The following is a 19414-nucleotide window of genomic DNA, read 5'->3' as shown; positions in this document are numbered from 1 at the left end:
GACCCGTGCATGGTACCTTCGTGGCCGGTGCAGAACCCCAGGAACGCCCGCGGCCGGCCCGTCACCAAGCTATGCCTCGCGCTCGAAGCCTTTCGCCGGACGGACGAAGGCCGGATCCGCGACGCCAAGGCGTTCCTTTCGCACTTCTTCCCGCAGGACAAGAGCGGCGCGAAGGACCGCGTCTTTCTCTACATGCCGAACGAGGTCCGCGCCGACCTCCTCTCGAACTGGGGCATCCGCGGGAAGAAGTCCGCGCTCCGCGACGACGACGACCGCGTCCGCATGACGGTGAACGACGCGCTGAACGCGGGCGACATCGACGCGCCGGTCATCGAGGAGGGCATCACGCCGGAGATCCTGATCGACTGGATCCCGCTCGAGGACTGGTGGGCGTTCTGGCGCGGCGCGAACCTCCCGCTCGGCTCGGTGCGCAAGGCGCTCGCCCTCGCGCGCGACCTCTCGCTCTTCGACGAGCGCTGGTTCTTCGAGCACCTCGCGCTGAAGACGCAGAAGCTCGAGGGCACCGACGTGGTGTGCGCCGCGCTCTCGAAGGAGCAGATCGTCGCGTGGCTCGCGTCGGTGCATCAGAGCGGGGACGCGTCGCCGACCGGGCTCGTCGCCGCGATCGGCTGGGAGACGATCCTCGCGAAGACCGCGCACGAGGGCCTCCTCTTCGCGCTCGACGCGCTCGCGCGCCAGATCGGCCTCGCGGAGACGGGCCCCGACGATCGCAAGTCGGACATGCCGCGCGCGCCCTCCGAGGCGCCGCCGCGCGCGGGCGCCGAGGTCCCGGAGGCCCCGCCCACGCCGCGCATGGACGTGCCGGCGCGCATCTCCGCGCGCCCGCCCGAGGCGGCGACGCCGCAGCCCGAGCCCGTGATCGCGAAGCCGGCGCCGCTGCCGACGCCGCCGGGCGCGCAGACGAAGGCCGAGTCGATGCCGCCGCCGCCGCCGCAGAAGTCGGCGTCGCTCCCGCCACCGCCGGCGAAGATCGAGGTGCCCGCGGCGAAGGCCGAGCCGCCGCCGGTGTCGAAGCCCGCCGCGTCCGCGCCCGCGAAGCCGCCGGTCCCGATCGCGAAGGCGCCCGAGTCCGCGCCCGCCGTCTCCAAGCCGCCGCCCGTCCCGACGTCGTCGAAGCAACCGCCGGCGGTCTCGAAGCCGCCGCCGGTCCCGTCGTCGAAGCAGCCGCCGGCGGTCACGAAGCCGTCGGCCGAGCCGCCGAAGCCGCCGCCCGCGAGCGGCAACGCGATCTCGAAGCCGCCCGCGAAGCCCGCGGCGTCGGTCGCGCCCGCGGTGCAGGACCTGCCGAGCGTGATCATCGAGGACGATCCGTTCTTCCCTCCCCCGCCCGCGGCGGCGCCGACGCCGAGCTCCGTCCCCGCCTCCCCGCCGTCGAACCCGCCGAACGCGCGCGCGCTCTTCCTCGGCGCGGCGGCGGAGCCTCCGCCGATGCGCCCTCCCGCGGCGACGATCGTGGGCGTCGCGCCGCCGCCGATCTTCGGAGGCGGCACGGGCACGGACGACGTCGCGATGCCGAACTTCAGCATGCCGCCGGTCGATCCCGACTGGGCGCCGGCGAAAGCTGAGCCGGGCGACATGGGTTGGGACCTCGTGCACGGAGTGACTCGCCCGATGGGTACCCACGTCCAACCGAAGTACAACTTCGACGACGACGACGAACCGACGAGCGAGATCGACCTCCCGACCGACGTCGTAAGACGCGGTTGAGCTATCGGTGGTAGCCTCGTCTCGGTAAGGAGAAACCGACCATGCGACGCTCGACGCTGACGCTTACTTCGACGGCCTTTTTCTTCAGCACGACGGTCCTCGCGATCGCCATCTCTGCGTGCGGCGGCAGCGACCCGCCTCCTCCGACGCAGCCGAGCGCCCAGCCGTATCCGCAGGACCCGTATCAGCAGCAATACCCGCCGCAGGGTCAGCAGTACCCGCAGCAGTATCCGCCGCAGGGCCAGCAGTACCCGCAGCCCGCTCCGCAGCCGACCGCTCCGCAGCCGGGCGTCGATCCGAACGCGGGCCAGATGGCGACGCCGGGCCCGCTCGCGCTCCCGTGCTCGAACGACGGCGCGTGCGGCCTGCACCGCTGCAACGTCCCCGCCGGCAAGTGCGCCTTCCCCTGCCAGACCGCGGTCGACTGCGCCGCCGGCAACGCCTGCCAGGTCGGCGTCTGCCTCCCGAAGCCCCCGGGCTCGCCGTAATCCACGCACAGCCGGAGGACGCGCGCGAGGAAGACGCGCGCATCCTCGCGTGCGCACGGCATGGCGATCCGTCGTCGAGCCGCCCGCCTTTCGCAACGCCTCGCGGCACCACCGCGCCCAACCATCCCCGCCCCGCGCGCCCTGCCCGTGGCGACGAGCGCGAGCGGAGCGCGTGGCGAAGCGTGTTCGTTAAGCGAGAGATGCTCCGGGAACGGCTTCTGTTTCGCGAAATCGTCGGTGTGGGCAAAATCGTGCCAACCGATTGACGGGGCTCGCGACGTCGTTAGGTTCTCTCTCTGCCCGGTAGCGGAGTCGATCGCGATGCCATGAGGGCACCGTTCGACAGCGGCTTCGCTCGTCAGGAGAGAACAATGTCTCAGCTCCGTGACGGCGTTCCTACGCCGCCTTCGCCCATTGCCGTGCTGCCGCTTCGCTCCGGAGTGCTCGTGCCCGGAGCCACCCTCACCTTCGCGGTCGGGCGCGCGCGATCCGTCGCGCTCCTCCGCACCCTCTACCCCGGCGACATCGTCCTCACGCTCACGCAGAAGGATCCGCGGCCGGTCGAGCTCGACAAAGACGACGTCTACGCGTTCGGCGCCTACGCGCGCGTCAAGACGATCAGCCGGAAGAGCGAGCGCGAATACGAGCTCACGCTCGAAGGTCTCGGCCGCGCGCGCGTCGACGAATTCACCGCGCGCGATCCCTTCTTCAAGGCGAACGCGACCCACCTCGTCGATCAGAACGGCGACACGGTCGAGGCGAAGGAGCTCGCTCGTGCGCTCGCGCTCGAGGTCGAGGCCATCGTCGAAGGCGCCGGCGGCGCGCTCGGCGAAGCGGCCGAGTACGACGGCGTCGAGGACGCCGGCATGTTCGCGGACCGCATCATCGCGCTCCTCGATCTGCCCACCGAGCAGGAGGTCGAGCTCCTCGGCGAAGTGGACGTGCCCGCGCGCATCCGCCTCCTCGTGAAGCGCATCGGCGAGAGCAAGGCCAAGGCGGAGGTCCGCGCCAAGATCGAAGGCGAGGTCAAGAAGGAGCTCGGCAAGAACCAGCGCGAGCACGTCCTCCGCGAGCACATGCGCGCGATCAAGAAGGAGCTCGGCGACGATCCGGAGAACGACCTCGATCTCCTCAAGAGGCGCCTCGACGAGGCGAACCTCCCCGAGGACGCGCGCAAGGTCGCCGACCGCGAGCTCCGCCGCCTCGAGAGCATGGGCGGCAGCGGCGCCGAGGTGCACGTCATCCGCAACTACCTCGAGCTCATCGCCGACCTCCCGTGGGACAAGCGCGCCGACGCGGAGATCGACCTCGACAAGATCCAGGCGCAGCTCGAGGGCGATCACTACGGCCTCGCCGACATCAAGAAGCGCATCCTCGAGCACGTCGCGGTGCTCAAGCTCTCGGGGAACACGAAGGGCACCCTCCTCTGCTTCGTCGGACCGCCCGGCGTCGGCAAGACGTCGCTCGGCCAGTCGATCGCCGACGCGACCGGCCGCCCGTTCGTGCGCGTCGCGCTCGGCGGCGTGCGGGACGAGGCCGAGATCCGCGGCCACCGCCGCACCTACGTCGGCGCGCTCGCGGGCCGTATCGTCCACGCGCTCCGCAAGGCGAAGGTGAAGAACCCCGTCATCCTCCTCGACGAGGTCGACAAGATGGGCAACAGCTGGGCCGGCTCGCCCGAGGCAGCCCTCCTCGAGGTCCTCGATCCCGAGCAGAACAAGACGTTCACCGATCACTACCTCGAGCTGCCGTTCGATCTCTCGGAGGTCATGTTCGTGTGCACCGCAAACACGCTCGAGACGCTGTCGGCCCCGCTCCGCGATCGCCTCGAGATCGTCGAGCTCTCGGGCTACACCACCGACGAGAAGGTCCACATCGCGAAGAAGCACCTCGTCGACAAGCGGACGAAGGAGCACGGCATCGCGGAGGGCAAGCTCACGATCACCGACGACGCGCTCGCCGTCATCGTGCGCGACTACACGCGAGAGGCCGGCGTCCGCCAGCTCGATCGCGAGATCAAGAAGCTCTGCCGCGCCGCCGCGCTCGAGGTGGCGCGCGCGACGACGAAGGAGGACGCCGCCGTCACGATCGGCGAGACGGACCTCGCGAAGCACCTCGGCAAGCCGAAGTTCGACTCCGAGGCGGCCGAACGGACGTCGATCGCGGGCGTCGCGACCGGCATGGCGTGGACGCCGTTCGGCGGCTCGATCCTCTTCATCGAGACCTCGAAGATGCCCGGCAAGGGCCAGGTCGAGATCACCGGCCAGCTCGGTGACGTGATGAAGGAGTCGGCGCGCGCGGCGCTCACCTACGTCCGCAGCAACGCCGAGCGCCTCGGCATCGCGCCCGAGAGCGTGCAGAACCAGGACGTGCACATCCACGTCCCCGCCGGCGCGGTGCCGAAGGACGGGCCCTCCGCGGGCGTGACCATCTTCACCGCGCTCGTCTCGCTCTTCACCGGCCGCCGCGTCCGCCCCGACACCGCGATGACCGGCGAAGCGACGCTGCGCGGACGGGTCCTCCCCGTCGGCGGCATCAAGGCGAAGGTCCTCGCCGCCCACCGCGCGGGCCTGAAGCGGATCGTCCTCCCGACCAAGTGCGGTCGCGACCTCGACGAGGTACCGGAGGAGGTGAAGGCGGAGCTCGAGATCACGCTCGTCGACGACATGAGCCAGGTCATCGACGCCGCCCTCGAAAAGGAGGTGGCCCCCGCAGAGAGCACGGTCCTCCTCACGCCGAACGCAGCAAAGCCAGGCTCCTCCGCGGCCGGCGTGGCCTGAGCCCAGCTCCAACTGGCACCTGGCCTGGCCCGATCTGGCCCGGGCCAGGTGCGAGCGGAGGCAAAGGCGCGGAATCGCTGGGCGCGGGTGCGGGCATGTGGCGTGCTTGGTCGCTTGCGATGGCTACGACGCAAGCGATGGGAGGTACACTCGATGGCGATGGCACAAAGCAGCTCTCCGAGCTCCATGGATCCGGGCACGGACGGTCCGTGGCCCGCGCCGGACACTAGCCACCTCATCACCGAGGACGGCAAGCCGGTGGACAGCGTGTTCGCAGAGAAGCAGATGCGTCTGCTCACGGAGTCGCTCTACAGCGGCTGGAAGCCGGGGCGGCGGTTCTTCGCCGCCGCCAACGTCGGCGTCTTCGCGATCGCGCAGAACCCGGCGATCGTGCCCGACGCGTTCCTGAGCCTCGACGTCGAGCCGAAGCCGGTGACCGGCCCCGAACGGCGGCAGTCGTACTTCGTGTGGGAGTACGGCAAGCCGCCGGACGTCGTGATCGAGATCGTGTCCAACACCGACGGCGGCGAGCTCAGCGACAAGCTGCGCGACTACGAACGAATGCGGGTGACGCACTACGTGGTGTTCGACCCGCTCGGCAAGACCGGAGCCGGCGAGGTGATGTCGTTCACGCTCATGGGCGGCGTCTACGTCCACCAGCCGCAGCCGCGCTTCGCCTCGATCGGGCTGAGCCTCGTCGTTTGGGACGGCGTGTTCGAGGATCTCCGCGAGCGCTGGCTGCGCTGGGCCGACCTCGACGGAGTCTTGATTCCCACCGGCAACGAGCGCGCGGCGACGGCGGAGGAGCGCGCGGCGACCGCGGAGGCGCGGGCCGCGATGCTCGAGGCTCGGCTGCGAGAGCTCGGCGTCGAGCCCGGCGCCTGAGGGGCGCTCACGGCACGAAGGCCTGATCGAAGGCGAAGAAGATCCCCCACGGGCTCACCGGCGTCATGATGCCGGCGTCGGGGAACGGGCCCCGCTGGATCGGGAACGCGACGTCGAGGCGGAAGACGTTGCGGTTCACCTGCGGGAACAGCGCGCGGACGCCGAAGCCGACCGACTGCTTCGGGCGCAGGTTGTCGAGGCCGTAGGCGGCGTCGGCGGAGTCCATGAAGAGCACGCCGCCGAGCTGCGCCTTCAAGATCTCGATCGCGCGCGAGCGAAACTCCATGTTGAGGAAGACCGTGTCCTTGCCGGCGAAGATGCCGGTCGGATAGCCGCGGAGGCGGTCCTCGCCGCCGATGATCGCGCGCGAGTTCAGGTAGTTCCGGTAGCGGTTCGAGATCGACGTGTTCATCACGAAGCGGCCGATCACGAAGCGCGGGGTCGCGGCGCCGAAGGACGCGCTGACCGAGCCGTCGCTGATGATGCCCTCGTTCACCTCCGCGAACGTGGAGACGCTCGCGCCGAAGATGCCGTCCGCGAGCGCGATCGAATACCCCGCCCGGCCGGAGACGCCGTAGACGTCGCGCGAGGAGCCGAGCGCCTTGAAGACGGGGTAGAAGCCGAAGGAGACGTCGTGGCCGATGCGGTAGTCCTCCTGCAGGCCGAGCGTGTTGATGTCGAGCGTGCGGAGGAAGTCGGTGCGGAAGGTGCGCCAGCCGACGGAGGGATAGACGCGCGACTCGCTCGTCGGGAGGGCGCGCCGGCGGAAGTCGGCCGCCACGCGCGGGTCGTAGGCGGAGAGGTCGAACGTGTCGTAGCTCGCGGTCGAGGCGTTCAGCGCGATCGCGAAGTTGTTCTTGAGCGCCCAGCCGAACGAGCGCGTGAGCGACACCGAGCCCGCGAACGAGCGGCTCTTGTACTCCCACGGGACGTTGTCCCGCACCGCCGGCGTCAGCCGCGAGTCGTAGCGGAACACCTGCGCGTTCGAGTAGCGACGGGCGACGCCGATGGAGTAGCCCGCGTCCGCGTCCCAGGCCCACGGCGTCCGCGTCGAGTACAGGCCCTGCCCCGCGCTGAGCCCGAAGCTCGAGCCCTCGGGCTGCCCGCTGCGCCGGTTGAAGATGATGCCCGCGCTCGCGCCGGCGCCGATCCACGAATAGCCGAAGCGCGGGACCCGGTAGCCCACGCCGAAGGCGAGCGACTCCGGCTGCATGCGGAAGCTCGTCGACGCCGTGTGCTGGAGGCCGAGGAAGTTCGTCTCCTGCGGCACGAGCGTGAAGTCCTCGATCCCGTTCGCGGTGCCGACGATGTTGAACGAGAGGCGGAGGCTCCAGATGTCCTTCGCGATGACGAGGAGGTCGACCTTGTCCGGCTCCTCCGCCTTCACCGGCACGATGACGACGAGCGAGACCTGGAACGTCATGCGCCCGCGCATGTTGCGCGCCGTCTCGTCGATGAGGACCTGGACGTACTCGTCGCCCGGCTTGAGGAGCAGCTCGCGCCGAATGATGTAGTCGCGCGACTGGAAGTGGAGCCAGTTCAGGTGGTCCTTCTTCAGGTACTTCCCGACCGGCGCCAGGAGCGGGATCGGCTGGAGCAGCTCCGGCCCCGGATCGCGCGGCTCGAGCACCGCGAGCCGCACGGTCGTGATGTCGCCGATCGTCTTCCCCTCCGGCGCGGGATCGATCGTCTTACCGTGCTCCTTCAGCGCGATCGTGATCGCCTCCCGCTCGTACGGCGAATACTCCGTCGTGCGGGAGGTCGGCTTCTGGGACTGCGCGCGCGCCGAGGCCGGCGCGAGGGACCACCAGAGTGCAGCAGCGACGACGACGGCGTAGCGCATTCGCAGGGTCAGCGGCCCGCCGTGATCGTGGCGACGACGCCGTAGTGGTCGCTCGGGAACGTTCCCTCGTACGGGCGATCGAAGCACACCCGCGCCTCGGTCGGCTCGCCGCGCTGCGCGTCGTCGGGGCCGCGGACGAAGACGTAGTCGATGCGGCGCTCCGGCTCGCGGAGCGGCTCCGCGAACGGGTTCGTCTTCGAGAACGTCGCGCCTACCGAGCCGTCGCCGGCGAGCTCGAAGGAATCTGCAAAATACACGCACTCGCCGCCCAGCCCGGTGAGGCCCTTGAGGAAGCGGATCTCGTCCGCGTCCGGCCCCGCGTTGAGGTCGCCGACGAGGACGGGCGGGAACACGCCGTCGACCATCGGCGCGAGGCGCGCGATCTCCTGCGCGATCGCCTTCACCTGGAGCTGGCGGACGTGACCGTGATGGAGCTTCCAGTTGAGGTGGGTGCAGAAGAACGGGAGCTTCCCGAACGGCGCGTCGATGAGCGCGTAGAGGAGGCAGCGCCGCTCGTCGCTCCCCCCGTCCGGCAACGCGATGCGCTCGTGCGTGAGGATCGGCCACTTCGAGAGGATCGCGTTGCCGACCGGGAAGCCGTGGTTCTCCGAGGCCACCCCCCACGCGACGTCGTAGCCGAGGCCCTCCGAGACGGCCGCGGCTTGATCGAGGTCGCTCGTGCGCAGCACCTCCTGCATCCCGATGACGTCCGGGTCGACCGTCCTCAGGCCTTCGCGGATGGCGCGGAGGCGCTCGTCCCACGGGCCAAAGCGGTTCCAGATGTTGAGCGTGGCGGCGCGGAAGGTCCGCATGAGCCCACGTTATACGCTTTCGTGTTGGGGCTCCGCTTCATGATGGGGCTCTGCCCCAAACCCCGCCCCAACCCATCGACCGGCGCCCGCGGGCGCCGCTCTTCGGGCATTGGGGCCCCGGGGGGAAACGCCCCACGTCGAGGGAGGACGCGATGCGCGGCGCGCGCAATGCGATGGGTGGCGCGCGGGATGCAACGGCCAGGGGATGGCCATTCATGCGCCGCATGTTCGCACGAAACGTCCCCTCCACGGCCGCCGGGCCGCGCGGCCGGCGCTGCTCGCGCGCCCCGGCGGGTCCGCCGCCACGTATGCACGGAGCCTCCCGCTCCGCTTCGCGCGCCGCGGTCCGCGCCTGCCCTCCGTGACCGCGGGCGATCTCGCATTCCGCGTCGCCGCCGGCGGCGTGATGCTCGCGGCGATGCTCCTCGGCGTCATCCTCGGCGTCACGCACCCGACCTGGATGCTCGCCTTCGCGCTCCTCGGCACCGGCGCGCTCCTCGCGACGTTCGTCGTCGTCCGTAGCCGCGTCCACCTCGCGAGCTAGGTCGAGCTACGTCGGCTGGCGGCGGCGCGGGACGCGCGTCGAGTCGCCGGGGCATCGCTCCGAGCAGCGCAGCGTCGCGGGGCCGGGGTACGTCACGGCGGGGCGGTGCTCGCGGACCGTGTTGACGCAGGCGCCCTCGTTGCCGCGCTCGGCGTCGACGCCGAAGCCCGTGAGCTGGCCGCTGCTCTCGAAGCGCAGCGTGAGGGAGGGGCGCACGTTCGAGGAGCCGCAGCTGCGGAGCAGGGTCAGCTCGCTCGCGAGCTCGCCCGCGAGGCGCTGCTCGTCCGCCGGAGCGACGCGGCCCTTGTTCGCGACGTAGCACACGAGCGGACAGGTCGCGGGTTGCTCCGACGACGCCGTCGCCGTCACCTTCTCCGGCTCCTCCCCCCTCTCCGGTGGTTCCGCCGCCCCGCCTCCTCCGCCCTCGCCCTCGACCGACGCGGAGGCCGACGCCGACGTGTTCGTGTCGCCGTTCGTCGAGGCGTTCACCTTCATCTCGCCGTCCGCAGCGCAGGCGACGAGCACGAGAGCCAGGGCCGGGAGGGCGACGAGCTTCATGAGCCCATTGTACTACGCAATCAATCCGCGAGCGGCAGCTCGATCCGCGCCACCGCGCCCGCGGCGCCGGTCCGCGACTCCAGGGTGAGGCGGCCGCCGTGGGCCTCGACGATCTGGCGCGAGAGCGCGAGCCCGATCCCGGAGCCGCCCTTCTTCGTCGTGAAAAACGGCGTAAATAGGTTTTTTGTATCGGCGACGCCCGGGCCGTCGTCGACGACCTCGATCGCGACGACGCCGGGGTCGACCTTCCACGACACCTGCACGTCGGCCGTCTTCGCCTCGACCGCGTTCTTGAGCAGGTTGATGAGCACCTGCTCGAGCTGGTCCGCGTCCGCCGGCAGCGTGACCTCGGGGCCCGCCGTCACCGGCACGCTCGAGAGCGCGGCCGCCTTCGTGACGAGCGGCCCGATCGCGACCGGGACGAGCGTCGGCGGCGGCAGGCGCGCGAGCTTCGCGTAGGTGTCCATGAAGCGCCCGAGCGACTCCGCGCGCCGCGCCACGATCGCGAGCCCGTCCTTCAGGTCCGACTCCCAGTCCTCGCCGCGCTTCGCCGGATCGGCGAGCGCCGCCAGCGTGTCGGCGATCGAGCGGATCGGCGAGAGCGAGTTGTTGATCTCGTGCCCCATCACCCGGATGATCTTGCGCCACGCGTCACGCTCGCGCTCGCGGAGCGCGCGGCCCACGTCGGCGAGGACGATCAAGGTCTGCGGCTCCCCCGCGAGCCGGAACGTGCCGCGCCGGAGCTCCCAGCGCTCGTCGACCGTGCGCGGCGCGTCGCCGGTGACGAGCTCGCCGAAGCCGAGCGCGCCCGCGTCGGCGCCGATCTCGATCGGCCTCTTCGCGAAGCGCGCGGCCGCGTCGTTCGCGAGCCGCACCTTCCCCGCCCCGTCGACCGCGACGATGACGGCGTCGATCTCGGCCATCACCTTGCGGAGTACCCCCCACGCCTCGAGCTCGCCGAGGCGATGGCCGCGCAGGAGATCGCCGAGCCCGTTCAGCTCCACGAGCACCTCCGCGAGCGCGCCGTCGGCCGCGCTCGCGCGTGGGCGGATCGCGTAGTCGCCCGCGCGGTACGCCGCGAGGACCGACGTAACGGTGCGGAGCCGCTTCTCGCGCTGCGTGTCGACCGCGTAGCCGATCGCGCCCGACAGCGCGAGCGCGGGCACGACGACCCACCCCGGCGCGTGGACGTACGCGACCGCGACGCACGCGAGGGCCGGCGGGAGTGCGATCGCCGCAACCCGCCCGAAGATCACTCCTGCACCTTGATCCCGAGCGCCTGGAGCCGGCGGTAGAGCGCGCTCCGCGAGAGGCCGAGCTCCTGCGCCGCCGCGACGACGTTGCCGGACGCGCGATCGAGTGCCTTCCGGATCAGGTACGCCTCCGCGTCCGCGAGCGTCATCCGCTCGATCGCGCCGCCCGACGCGCCGCCGCCGCCGGCGGGACGCAGGTCGAGCTCGCCGAGCCCGATCGCCCCCGCGTCGGCGAGGACGACCGCGCGCTCCACCACGTGCTCGAGCTCGCGCACGTTGCCCGGCCAGCGATGCGCCGAGAGCGCCGCCGCGGCGTCGGGCGCGAAGCCCTCGATCGCCTTGCCGTAGCGCGCCGCCTTCACGCGGAGGAAGTGCTGCGCGAGCGCGATGACGTCCTCGTCGCGATCGCGGAGCGGCGGCAGCCGGATCTCGACCGTGTTCAGCCGATAGAGGAGGTCCTCGCGGAACGCGCCGCGCGCGACCTCCTTCGCGATGTCCGCGTTCGTCGCGGAGACCACGCGCACGTCGGCCTTCCGCACGCGCGACGATCCCACCGGCGAGAACTCGCCGGTCTGCAGGAGCCGCAGGAGCTTCGCCTGCTGGCCGGTCGGCATCGTCCCGATCTCGTCGAGGAACAACGTGCCGCCGTCGGCGAGCTCGAAGCAACCGATCCGGTCCGCCTTCGCGTCGGTGAACGCGCCCTTCACGTGGCCGAACAGCTCGCTCTCGAAGACGCCGTCCGCGAGCGCGCCCGCGTTGACGGGGACGAAGGCCCTCCGCGCGCGCGGTGACCGCGCGTGGATGAGGCGCGCGACGACGTCCTTGCCCGTGCCGTGCTCGCCGGTGACGAGCACGTTCGCGTCCGAGCTCGCGACGCGCTCGATGAGGCGCTTCACCGGCTCCATCGCCTTGCTCGTCGCGATCATCCCCGGCAGCGATCGCTCGAGCTCGCGCTCGCTCTGGCCCTGGAGCCGCGCCGACTCCTGCACCGCCGCGCGGAGCTCGATCTGCGTGCGCAGCGCCGCGACGAGCCGCTCGTTCTGCCACGGCTTCTCGACGTAGTCTCGCGCGCCGCGCTTCATCGCCTCGACCGCGCCCGCGACGCTGCCCCACGCGGTGAGGACGAGGATCGGGAGCGCGGGATCGATCGCGCGGAGCGACGTGATGAGGTCGAGCCCCTCCCCGCCCGACGTCGTGTCGCGCGTGTAGTTCATGTCGAGGAGCGCGGCGTCGAACGGCTCCGCCTGGAGCGCGGCGACCGCGCCCGCGGGCGAGGTGGCGGGGACGACGACGAAGCCCTCGCTCTTCAGGAGGAGGCGGAGAGCGTCGAGGACGTCGGTGTTGTCGTCGGCGACGAGGACGCGGGGACGTTTGGGGCTCACGCGCTCCTCCACGCTACTCGGTTTTCAGCGCCGCGGCGGGGCTCATTCGCGCCGCCCGCAGCGCCGGCACGAGCGTCGCGCCGAGGCCCGCGAGCGCGAGGGCGAAGAACACGACGATCGCGACGGCGGGATCGAGCGGACGCACGAGCGAGACCGCGACGCCGAGCGCGAGGCCCGGCGCGAGCAGCGCGGCGCCGTCGCGGAGGACGAGGCGCACGAGGTCGCCCGGCGTCGCGCCGAGCGCGAGGCGGATCCCGAGCTCGCGCGTGCGCTGGCTCATCGCGTACGACACGAGCCCGAAGAGACCGACCGTCGCGAGCACGAGCGCCGCCACCGCGAAGGCGCCGAGGAGCACCGCGGTGTACCGCGCAGGACCGATCGTGCCGGCGACGGCGTCGGCGAGCATGACCCGATCGTCGACGCCGATCGTGGGATCGATCTCCGCGACGATGGCGGGGAGCTCGGCAAGGAGCTCCGGCCCGCGCGTCGTGCGCGCGAGGATCGCGATCCAGCGCGTCGTGTGCTGCTCGGCGACGGCGTAGCTCTCCGGCGGCGCGTCCAGCTCGAGGCCGCGCCGGCGAACGTCGCCCGCGACGCCGACGATCTCGCGCCACTCGTGCACGTCGTCGTCGTGATCGCCCCAGTCGACGCGGAGCCCGATCGGGTCCTCGCCGGGGAAGAACTGCTCCGCGGCGCGCTGACTGATGACCATCACCGCGGGCGCGTCCCGCGTGTCGGCGGCGGTGAAGCCTCGGCCGCGCAGGATCGGGATCCGCATCGTCTCGAAGAAGCCCGCCGTCACGATCGCTCGCTCGAGGGCCGGACCGACCCGCTGCGGCGGCGGGCGTCCTTCGATCCGAAAGCCGCCGTTCCATTGCATGCCCGACATCGGCAGGCTGCTCGAGAGCGCGACCGACTCGACGCCTGGCCGCGCGCCGACGCGCGCGACGAGCTCACGCACGAACGTGCGCTGCATCGAAGGATCGGCGTAGCGTGGGACCGGGAGGACGAGATAGCCCGACGCGAGCTGGCTCGGATCGAAGCCCGGATCGCGCGCCGCGGTCCGCGCGAAGTCGCGGGTCACGCGCCCCGCCTCCACGAGCAGCGCGAACGCGAACGCGATCTGCACGACCACGAGCGCGCTCCGCAGCCAGCGCTGCGCGCCGCTCGGCGTGGCTCGCGTCGTCATGAGCACGCTCTGCGGCGCGACGCGCGCGGCCTCGAGCGCCGGGACGAGCCCGGCGAGCGTCCCCGCCGCGACGGCGATCGCGAGCGAGAAGGCGAGGGCGCGCACGTCGACCTCCACCGGGACGTTGGCCACCGCGGCGCTCCGAACGAGGTGGTCCACGAACCATCCCACGATCGCGCGCGCGAGGACCGCGCCGCCGCATCCCGCGACGAAGAAGACCACCACCGTCTCCGTGACGAGCTGCGTGACGAGCCGACCGCGCGTCGCTCCGAGCGCGACGCGGGTGACGATCTCGGTGCGCCGGTCCATCGCGCGCGCGAGGAAGAGACCGGCGACGTTGGCGCACACGACCGCGAAGACGAGCCCCACCGCCGCGAAGAGGAGGTAGATCTCGCGCCGCGAGCTGCCGAAGAGCACCTCCCGCAGATCCATGACCTGCACGCGCCAGCCTTCGTTCGTATCCGGGTGCTCCTCGGCGAGGCGCGCCATGTTCGCTTCGAGATCGACGCGCGCCTGCGCGAGCGCCACGCCCTCCTTCCGCCGCGCGACGACCTCGAAGGAGCGCGATCCCCGCTCGTTGGAGAAGGACGGGAAGTCCGCGCGCGCCGGCGCGAGCGGCGTCCAGAACGCGCAGGTGTCGTTGCTCGATCCGCAGAAGCCGAACCCCTCCGCCGCGACGCCGACCACGACGTACGTGTCGCCGTCGATCGAGAGCGAGCGGCCGATCACGGCGGGGTCCGAGCCGAGGCGCCGGCGCCAGAGCTCCGCGCTGAGGACGAGGACCTTCGATCCGCCGGCGCGATCGTCCTCCGGCTCGAGGAGCCGGCCGTGGAGCGGCGTCGTCTCCATGACGCGAAAGAAGTCGCCGGTGACGCACGCCGCCTGGACGACCTCCGGCGGGCCGGCGTCGAACCGCACGCTGAAGTCGATCGGCCACATCGCGGCCAGCGCCTCGAGGCTCGACGAGCGCGCGCGTAGATCGAGCGCGTCGGCGAGCGCCATCGGCCCCGGCGCCGTACGCGACGGCGGCAGCGAGCGGATCGTCATGAGCTCCTCCGCGTGCGAGAACGGGAGCGGGCGGAGGAAGAGCGCGGAGACGATGCTGAACATCGCGGTCGTCACGCCGATCCCGGCGGTGAGGATCGCGAAGACGACCGCGACGAAGCCGGGCGCGCGCCGCATCATCCGGAGCGCGGAGCGCAGATCGAAGACGAGCCGGCTCGTCATTTGAGCGCCACCACGGGATCGATCCGCGCGGCGCGCAGCGCGGGGACGAGCGCCGCGAGCGCGCCGGCGGCGAAGAGGATGAACGCGATCGCGGCGAGCGTCATCGCGTCGAGCGGGACCTTGACCGCGACCCGCTCCGCGACCAGCCGCGCGAGGACGAACGCGCCGCCGAGGCCGAACACGAGCCCGATCGCGACGAGGCGCAGCGCGTCGCGAAGGACGAGGAGCACGACGCGGGCCGGCGTCGCTCCGAGCGCCATCCGGACCGCGATCTCGCGCGTCCGCTGCGCGGTCGTGTACCCCACCACCGCGAGCACGCCGAGCGTCGCGAGCACGAGCGCGAGGACGCCGGCGGCGAGCACGAGCTTCAGGAACGAGCGCTCCGGGCCGATCGAACGAGACACGACGTCGCGCATCGATCGCCGGTTCGTGATCGCCAGCTCCGGATCGACCGCGCGGAACGCCGCGTCGATCGCCGCGAACGCCGCCCGCTCGTCGGAGCTCCGCGCGACGACCGACATCGTGTCGAGCGGCAGCACCGACGACGGGAAGTAGATCGCCTCGACGAGATCGCGGCCGAGGCCGATCTGGCGCACGTCCCCCACCACCCCGACGACCTCCCACCAGTGCTTCTGCGCCTGCCCCTCCGTGTCGAGGGTGATGCGATGACCGACCGCGTCGTCCTGCGGAAAGAAGCGCGTCGCGAACGCCTTGTTCACGACCACGACCGAGCGCCGAGCCGCGAAGTCGTCCTCGTCGAAGAGGCGGCCGCGGAGGAGCGGAATGCGGAGCACGGTGAAGAGCTGCGGCGTCGCCGACTGGCTGAACACGAGCGGCCCCTCGGTCGGCGGGAACGGCGGTCGTCCTTCGATGTCGAAGGTGGAGTTGCTCGCGTCGTCGTGGCACGGGACCGAGCTCGTCGCCGCCGCGGCCTCGATGCCGGGGGTCGCGGCGAGCTTCTCGACGACGGAGGTGTAGAACCGCTCGAAGGCCGGTCCGCGCGGGTAACGCGCGGCCGGGAGCGTCGTCTGCGCGGTCACGACGTGATCGCCGTCGAAGCCGGGCGACGTCGCGGCGAGCGCCCGATAGCTGCGGAGCGCGATGCCGGTCCCGGCGAGGAGCGCGAACGCGAGCGCGACCTGGGTGACGACGAAGCCGTTCCGCAGCGTTCGCTGCGCGCGGCCGAGCGGCGCGCGCGCCTCGCTCTCCTTCAGCGCGATCTGCGGAGCGACGCGCGAGACCGACAGCGCGGGGACGAGGCCGACGACGATGGCGGTCGCGGCCGCGAGCGCGATCGTGAACGCGAGGACGAGCCCGTCGACGCCGAACCGCAGGAAGCCGACCACGCCCTCGAGCGCGCGATCGACGACGCCGACGAGCGCGTACGCGAGGATCGTCCCGCCGAGCGCGCCGGCGGTGAAGACGACGGTCGTCTCGACGAGGACCTGGAGCACGAGCCGGCGGCGGCTCGCGCCGAGCGCGCTCCGCAGCGCCATCTCCGTGCGCCGCGTCGACGCGTGGGCGAGGAGGAGGTTCGCGATGTTCGCGCAGGCGATGAGGTACACGAAGGCGCAGGCGGCGAAGACGAGCCACACGCTCGCGCGCGTGCTGCCCGCGAGGGCCTCCTGCAGGTCTTCGAAGAAGACGCCGAGCTGCGCGTTCTGGGTGGGGTGCGCCTCCGCGAGCCGCCGCGCGACCTCGCTCATCTGCCGCTCGGCCTGCGCGATCGTCACGCCCGGCCGGCGGCGACCGATGACGTGGAGGTAGCGACCGCGCGACGACGACGAACGATCGCGCTCTTCGGCGTAGGTCGCGCGCCGCACCGCGAGCGGGAGCCAGAGATCGAAGCTGTTTCCGTCACGGCTGCCGCCGCGGAACAGCTCCGGCGCGACGCCGAGGATCGTCCATCGCTCGGCGTCGATCCGCATCGTGCGTCCCGCGACGTGCGGGTCCGCCCCGAACTTCTCGCGCCAGAGGTCGGCGCCGATGACGGCGACGCGCGCGCCGCCGACGCGCTCGTCGTCGCGCGCGAAGAGGCGTCCGGCGAGCGGCCTCACCTCGAGCGTCTCGAAGTACTCGCCGCTCACGACCGCGGCGAGCCTCGGCTCCGGCGCACCGTCGTCGGTGACGAGGCTGACGCGCTCTCCCGACATGGCCGATATAGATGTAAACGATGGTTTAGACTCTTCGCGCCAGTCCTCGAAGTCCGCGATCCCGAGCGGCCCGCGCCGCATGAACGGCTGCGTCTGCCACATCATCGTCAGCTCCGACGGGCGCGGGAACGGGAGCGGCCGCAGCACGAAGCCGGCGAGGAAGCTGAACGCCGCCGCGACGCCGCCGATGCCGACGACGAGCACGAACAAGACCGTCGCCGTGAGCGCGCGGCTCCGGCGGAACATGCGCGCCGCGAAGCGAGCATCGAGCAGGATCGCGCGGAGCATCATCGCCATCGGACGCCGGCCGCACCTTCCCACTGCGACGTGGCGGACACCACGATTTCGTCACCAGCCGCGAGGCCGCCGAGGACCTGGATCTCGCGCGCCGAGCCGCGGCCGAACAGGACGTCGACGAGGGCCGCGCCCTCCGGCGTCACGCGGTAGACGCGCGCCGGCGCGCCTTCGAGCACGCCGGCGGGACGCGCGACGGAGAGCGCGTCGTCGGTGCGCTCGATCTCGATCCACCCCGTCACGGTCTGGTCCGGGCGCGCGCCGGCGGAGGGCGGCGACGTGAAGCGCGCCTCGAGCCGCACCGCGCCGCCGAGCACGGCCGGCTCGACGCGGGTGAGGCGCGCGCGGGCCTCGGCGCCCGCGATCGGCGCGAACGTCACCTCGAGCCCGGACGTGACGTCGCGCGCCCATCCCTCCGCGACCTTCAGCTCGGCCTTCAGCGCGCCGGGCTCCGCGATCCGCGCGAGCACGGCGCCGACGGCCGCCCACTGCCCCGTCTCGAGCGGGAGCTCCTGCACGACGCCGCGCGTGGTCGCGCGCACGACGAGGCCCTCGACCTGCCGCCGCCGGAACGCCGCGATGTCGCGGAGGCGCGCGACGTCGGCGCGATGGGCCGCGAGCTCGCGCGCGCCGCCGGCGACGAGGATCGCGTGCCGCGCTTCCTCCGTCGCGACGCGCTCGCCGAGCGGCGCGACGCGCTCGGTGAGATCGCGCCGCTCGTTCTCGGCCGCGAGCCCCGCCGCCGCGAGGCGCGTCGCGTCGTCGGCGCGGCGCGCGGCGGCGCGGACCTCGGCGCGAAGGAGGGCGAGGTTCCCCGCGAGCTCGGTCGCGCCCGCGCGCGATCGGACCTCGAGCTCGATCAGGTGCGCCTCCGCGCTCGTCGCGGCGCGCTCCGCCTCGAGCGCGGCGAGCTCGACGTCGGCGTTCTCGAGGACGACGACGACGTCGCCGGCGTTCACCTCGCTGCCGGGGCGCGCCTCGATCCGCGCGACGCGCGCGGCGGTAGCGGCCGAGAGCCAGCGCACGTCCTCCGAGACGAGCCGCCCCTGCACCGGGACCTGCCGCACGAACGTCCCGCGCCGCACGCGCTCCGTCCAGACGGTGGCGCGATCGACGCCCAGCGACGGACGGCGGGCGCACGCCGCGGCGGCGACTCCGAGGCAGAGGACGAGCGCGATCACGAGGAGCGGCCAGCGGCGGGGCGGCGGAGGCGTCCGCGGGAGGTCCATGCCCGCGCGACAAGCGACGAGCGTGCCGAGCCCAAGCCTCGTGTTTTGCCTCTCGTGACCGCGGGCCCGTCCCGATTTCGGGACGCGCGGATCCCGGTCCTGGGACTACCGGTCCTCGACGACGCGACCGTCGAAGAGGTGGACCGCGCGCTTGGCCCGGGCCGCGTACTCGCGGCTGTGCGTGACGATGCAGATCGTCGTGCCGCTCGCGTGGAGCCCGTCGAGGAGGTCCATCACCGCGTCACCGTTCTTCGAGTCGAGGCTCCCGGTCGGCTCGTCGGCGAAGAGGATCGACGGCTGCCCCGCGACCGCGCGCGCGACCGCGACGCGCTGCTGCTGCCCGCCGGAGAGCTGGCTCGGGAGGTGGGACTTGCGGTGGCCCATCCCCACCCGCTCGAGCGCCTCGTCGACGCGCCGCGCGCGCTCCTTCGCCGGCATGTCGCGGTAGGTCAGCGGCAGCTCGACGTTCTCGCGGACGGTGAGATCGCCGATCAGGTTGAAGGTCTGGAAGACGAACCCGATCTCGCGGTTCCGGAGGTGCGCGCGCGCCCTCGCGTCGAGGTCGGTGACGGCCTTGCCCGCGAGCGTGTACGTGCCCTTCGAGGCGACGTCGAGGAGGCCGAGGATCGAGAGGAGCGTCGTCTTGCCGGAGCCGGACGGACCTTCGATCGCGAGGTACTCGCCGCGCGCGATCTCGAGGTGGACGTTGTCGAGCGCGTGCGTCTCGATCTCGTCGGTCAGGAAGACCTTGGCGACGCCGTCGAGGACAATGAGAGGATCGCTGTTCGTCATCGATCGCGCGCCGGAGCGAAAACGATGCCGCGCCCGTGCCCGGCCCGATTCCGGGACGACGCAATCCCATTTCCGGGACGAGCACGCAAGCGAGCCTCGAGAATCCGCGGAGTTAGCTCCGGCACGGCCTTCGCTCATGGGGTCGTCATCATGACGAACACGCTCTCCTTCGCCCGCACCAGCAGCTTCTTCCTCGTCAGCCTCGCCGCGACCGCCGGCCTCTACTTCTCGGTCTTCGCGCTCGCGTTCCCGCGGTG

14 protein-coding genes are annotated in these 19414 nt (G+C 72.0%); 5 read left to right on the top strand and 9 right to left on the bottom strand.

Annotated features, from left to right (window positions below; all coding sequences use genetic code 11):
* The first annotated feature begins 27 nt into the window (after window positions 1–27).
* The 4 genes from KF837_11950 (at window position 28) to KF837_11935 (ending at window position 5881) form a co-directional block, all read left to right on the top strand.
* Window positions 28–1728, top strand: coding sequence for a hypothetical protein (locus tag KF837_11950; protein MBX3228023.1), 1701 nt, complete (start codon window positions 28–30; stop codon window positions 1726–1728).
* A 41-nt stretch (window positions 1729–1769) separates the two neighbouring features.
* Entirely contained in the window at window positions 1770–2216 is a 447-nt protein-coding gene (locus tag KF837_11945; protein ID MBX3228022.1) for a hypothetical protein, read from the top strand.
* A gap of 371 nt (window positions 2217–2587) precedes the next feature.
* Window positions 2588–4996: an endopeptidase La gene (lon, locus tag KF837_11940; protein ID MBX3228021.1), complete on the top strand. Its 2409-nt coding sequence runs from the start codon at window positions 2588–2590 to the stop codon at window positions 4994–4996.
* Between the two features lie 186 nt (window positions 4997–5182).
* Window positions 5183–5881 carry a Uma2 family endonuclease gene (locus KF837_11935; protein ID MBX3228020.1) on the top strand — a complete coding sequence of 233 codons (699 nt, stop codon included), beginning with the start codon at window positions 5183–5185 and terminating at the stop codon, window positions 5879–5881.
* Between the two features lie 7 nt (window positions 5882–5888).
* Here the strand turns inward: KF837_11935 and KF837_11930 are convergent, their stop codons facing one another.
* Together KF837_11930 and KF837_11925 are read right to left on the bottom strand one after the other, a co-directional pair.
* The gene (locus KF837_11930) at window positions 5889–7724 is read right to left on the bottom strand and encodes a hypothetical protein (protein ID MBX3228019.1); all 1836 of its coding nucleotides are present in this window, start codon (window positions 7722–7724) and stop codon (window positions 5889–5891) included.
* 8 nt (window positions 7725–7732) lie between these two features.
* On the bottom strand, window positions 7733–8536 hold the full coding sequence (locus KF837_11925; GenBank protein ID MBX3228018.1) for an endonuclease/exonuclease/phosphatase family protein: 804 nt from the start codon (window positions 8534–8536) through the stop codon (window positions 7733–7735).
* 205 nt (window positions 8537–8741) lie between these two features.
* Here KF837_11925 and KF837_11920 point away from each other — a divergent pair, with 205 nt between their 5' ends.
* A complete protein-coding gene (locus KF837_11920) occupies window positions 8742–9080 on the top strand; it encodes a hypothetical protein (protein ID MBX3228017.1) in 339 nt (112 codons plus the stop codon).
* A 6-nt stretch (window positions 9081–9086) separates the two neighbouring features.
* On the opposite strand, the gene KF837_11915 is transcribed toward KF837_11920, so the two are convergent.
* From KF837_11915 to KF837_11885, 7 genes are all read right to left on the bottom strand, one after another.
* Complete coding sequence (locus KF837_11915) at window positions 9087–9638, bottom strand: hypothetical protein (protein ID MBX3228016.1); 552 nt, start codon at window positions 9636–9638, stop codon at window positions 9087–9089.
* A 20-nt stretch (window positions 9639–9658) separates the two neighbouring features.
* Complete coding sequence (locus KF837_11910; GenBank protein MBX3228015.1) at window positions 9659–10894, bottom strand: PAS domain-containing sensor histidine kinase; 1236 nt, start codon at window positions 10892–10894, stop codon at window positions 9659–9661.
* Entirely contained in the window at window positions 10891–12285 is a 1395-nt protein-coding gene (locus tag KF837_11905; protein ID MBX3228014.1) for a sigma-54-dependent Fis family transcriptional regulator, read from the bottom strand. Before KF837_11905 ends, KF837_11910 begins: the two co-directional genes overlap by 4 nt.
* A gap of 1 nt (window position 12286) precedes the next feature.
* Window positions 12287–14689: an ABC transporter permease gene (locus tag KF837_11900; protein ID MBX3228013.1), complete on the bottom strand. Its 2403-nt coding sequence runs from the start codon at window positions 14687–14689 to the stop codon at window positions 12287–12289.
* Window positions 14686–17139, bottom strand: a complete 2454-nt coding sequence (locus KF837_11895; GenBank protein MBX3228012.1) for an ABC transporter permease — start codon at window positions 17137–17139, stop codon at window positions 14686–14688. Before KF837_11895 ends, KF837_11900 begins: the two co-directional genes overlap by 4 nt.
* Window positions 17130–18365, bottom strand: a complete 1236-nt coding sequence (locus tag KF837_11890) for an HlyD family efflux transporter periplasmic adaptor subunit (GenBank protein ID MBX3228011.1) — start codon at window positions 18363–18365, stop codon at window positions 17130–17132. The genes KF837_11895 and KF837_11890 overlap by 10 nt, the downstream gene beginning before the upstream one ends.
* A gap of 105 nt (window positions 18366–18470) precedes the next feature.
* Window positions 18471–19157 carry an ABC transporter ATP-binding protein gene (locus tag KF837_11885; protein ID MBX3228010.1) on the bottom strand — a complete coding sequence of 229 codons (687 nt, stop codon included), beginning with the start codon at window positions 19155–19157 and terminating at the stop codon, window positions 18471–18473.
* Window positions 19158–19414 lie beyond the last annotated feature (257 nt).

The organism is Labilithrix sp. (genome assembly GCA_019637155.1).
Lineage (GTDB): Bacteria > Myxococcota_A > Polyangia > Polyangiales > Polyangiaceae > Labilithrix.
Note: the sequence above shows the minus strand (reverse complement) of the source record. Positions and strands in the feature narration are given on the sequence as shown.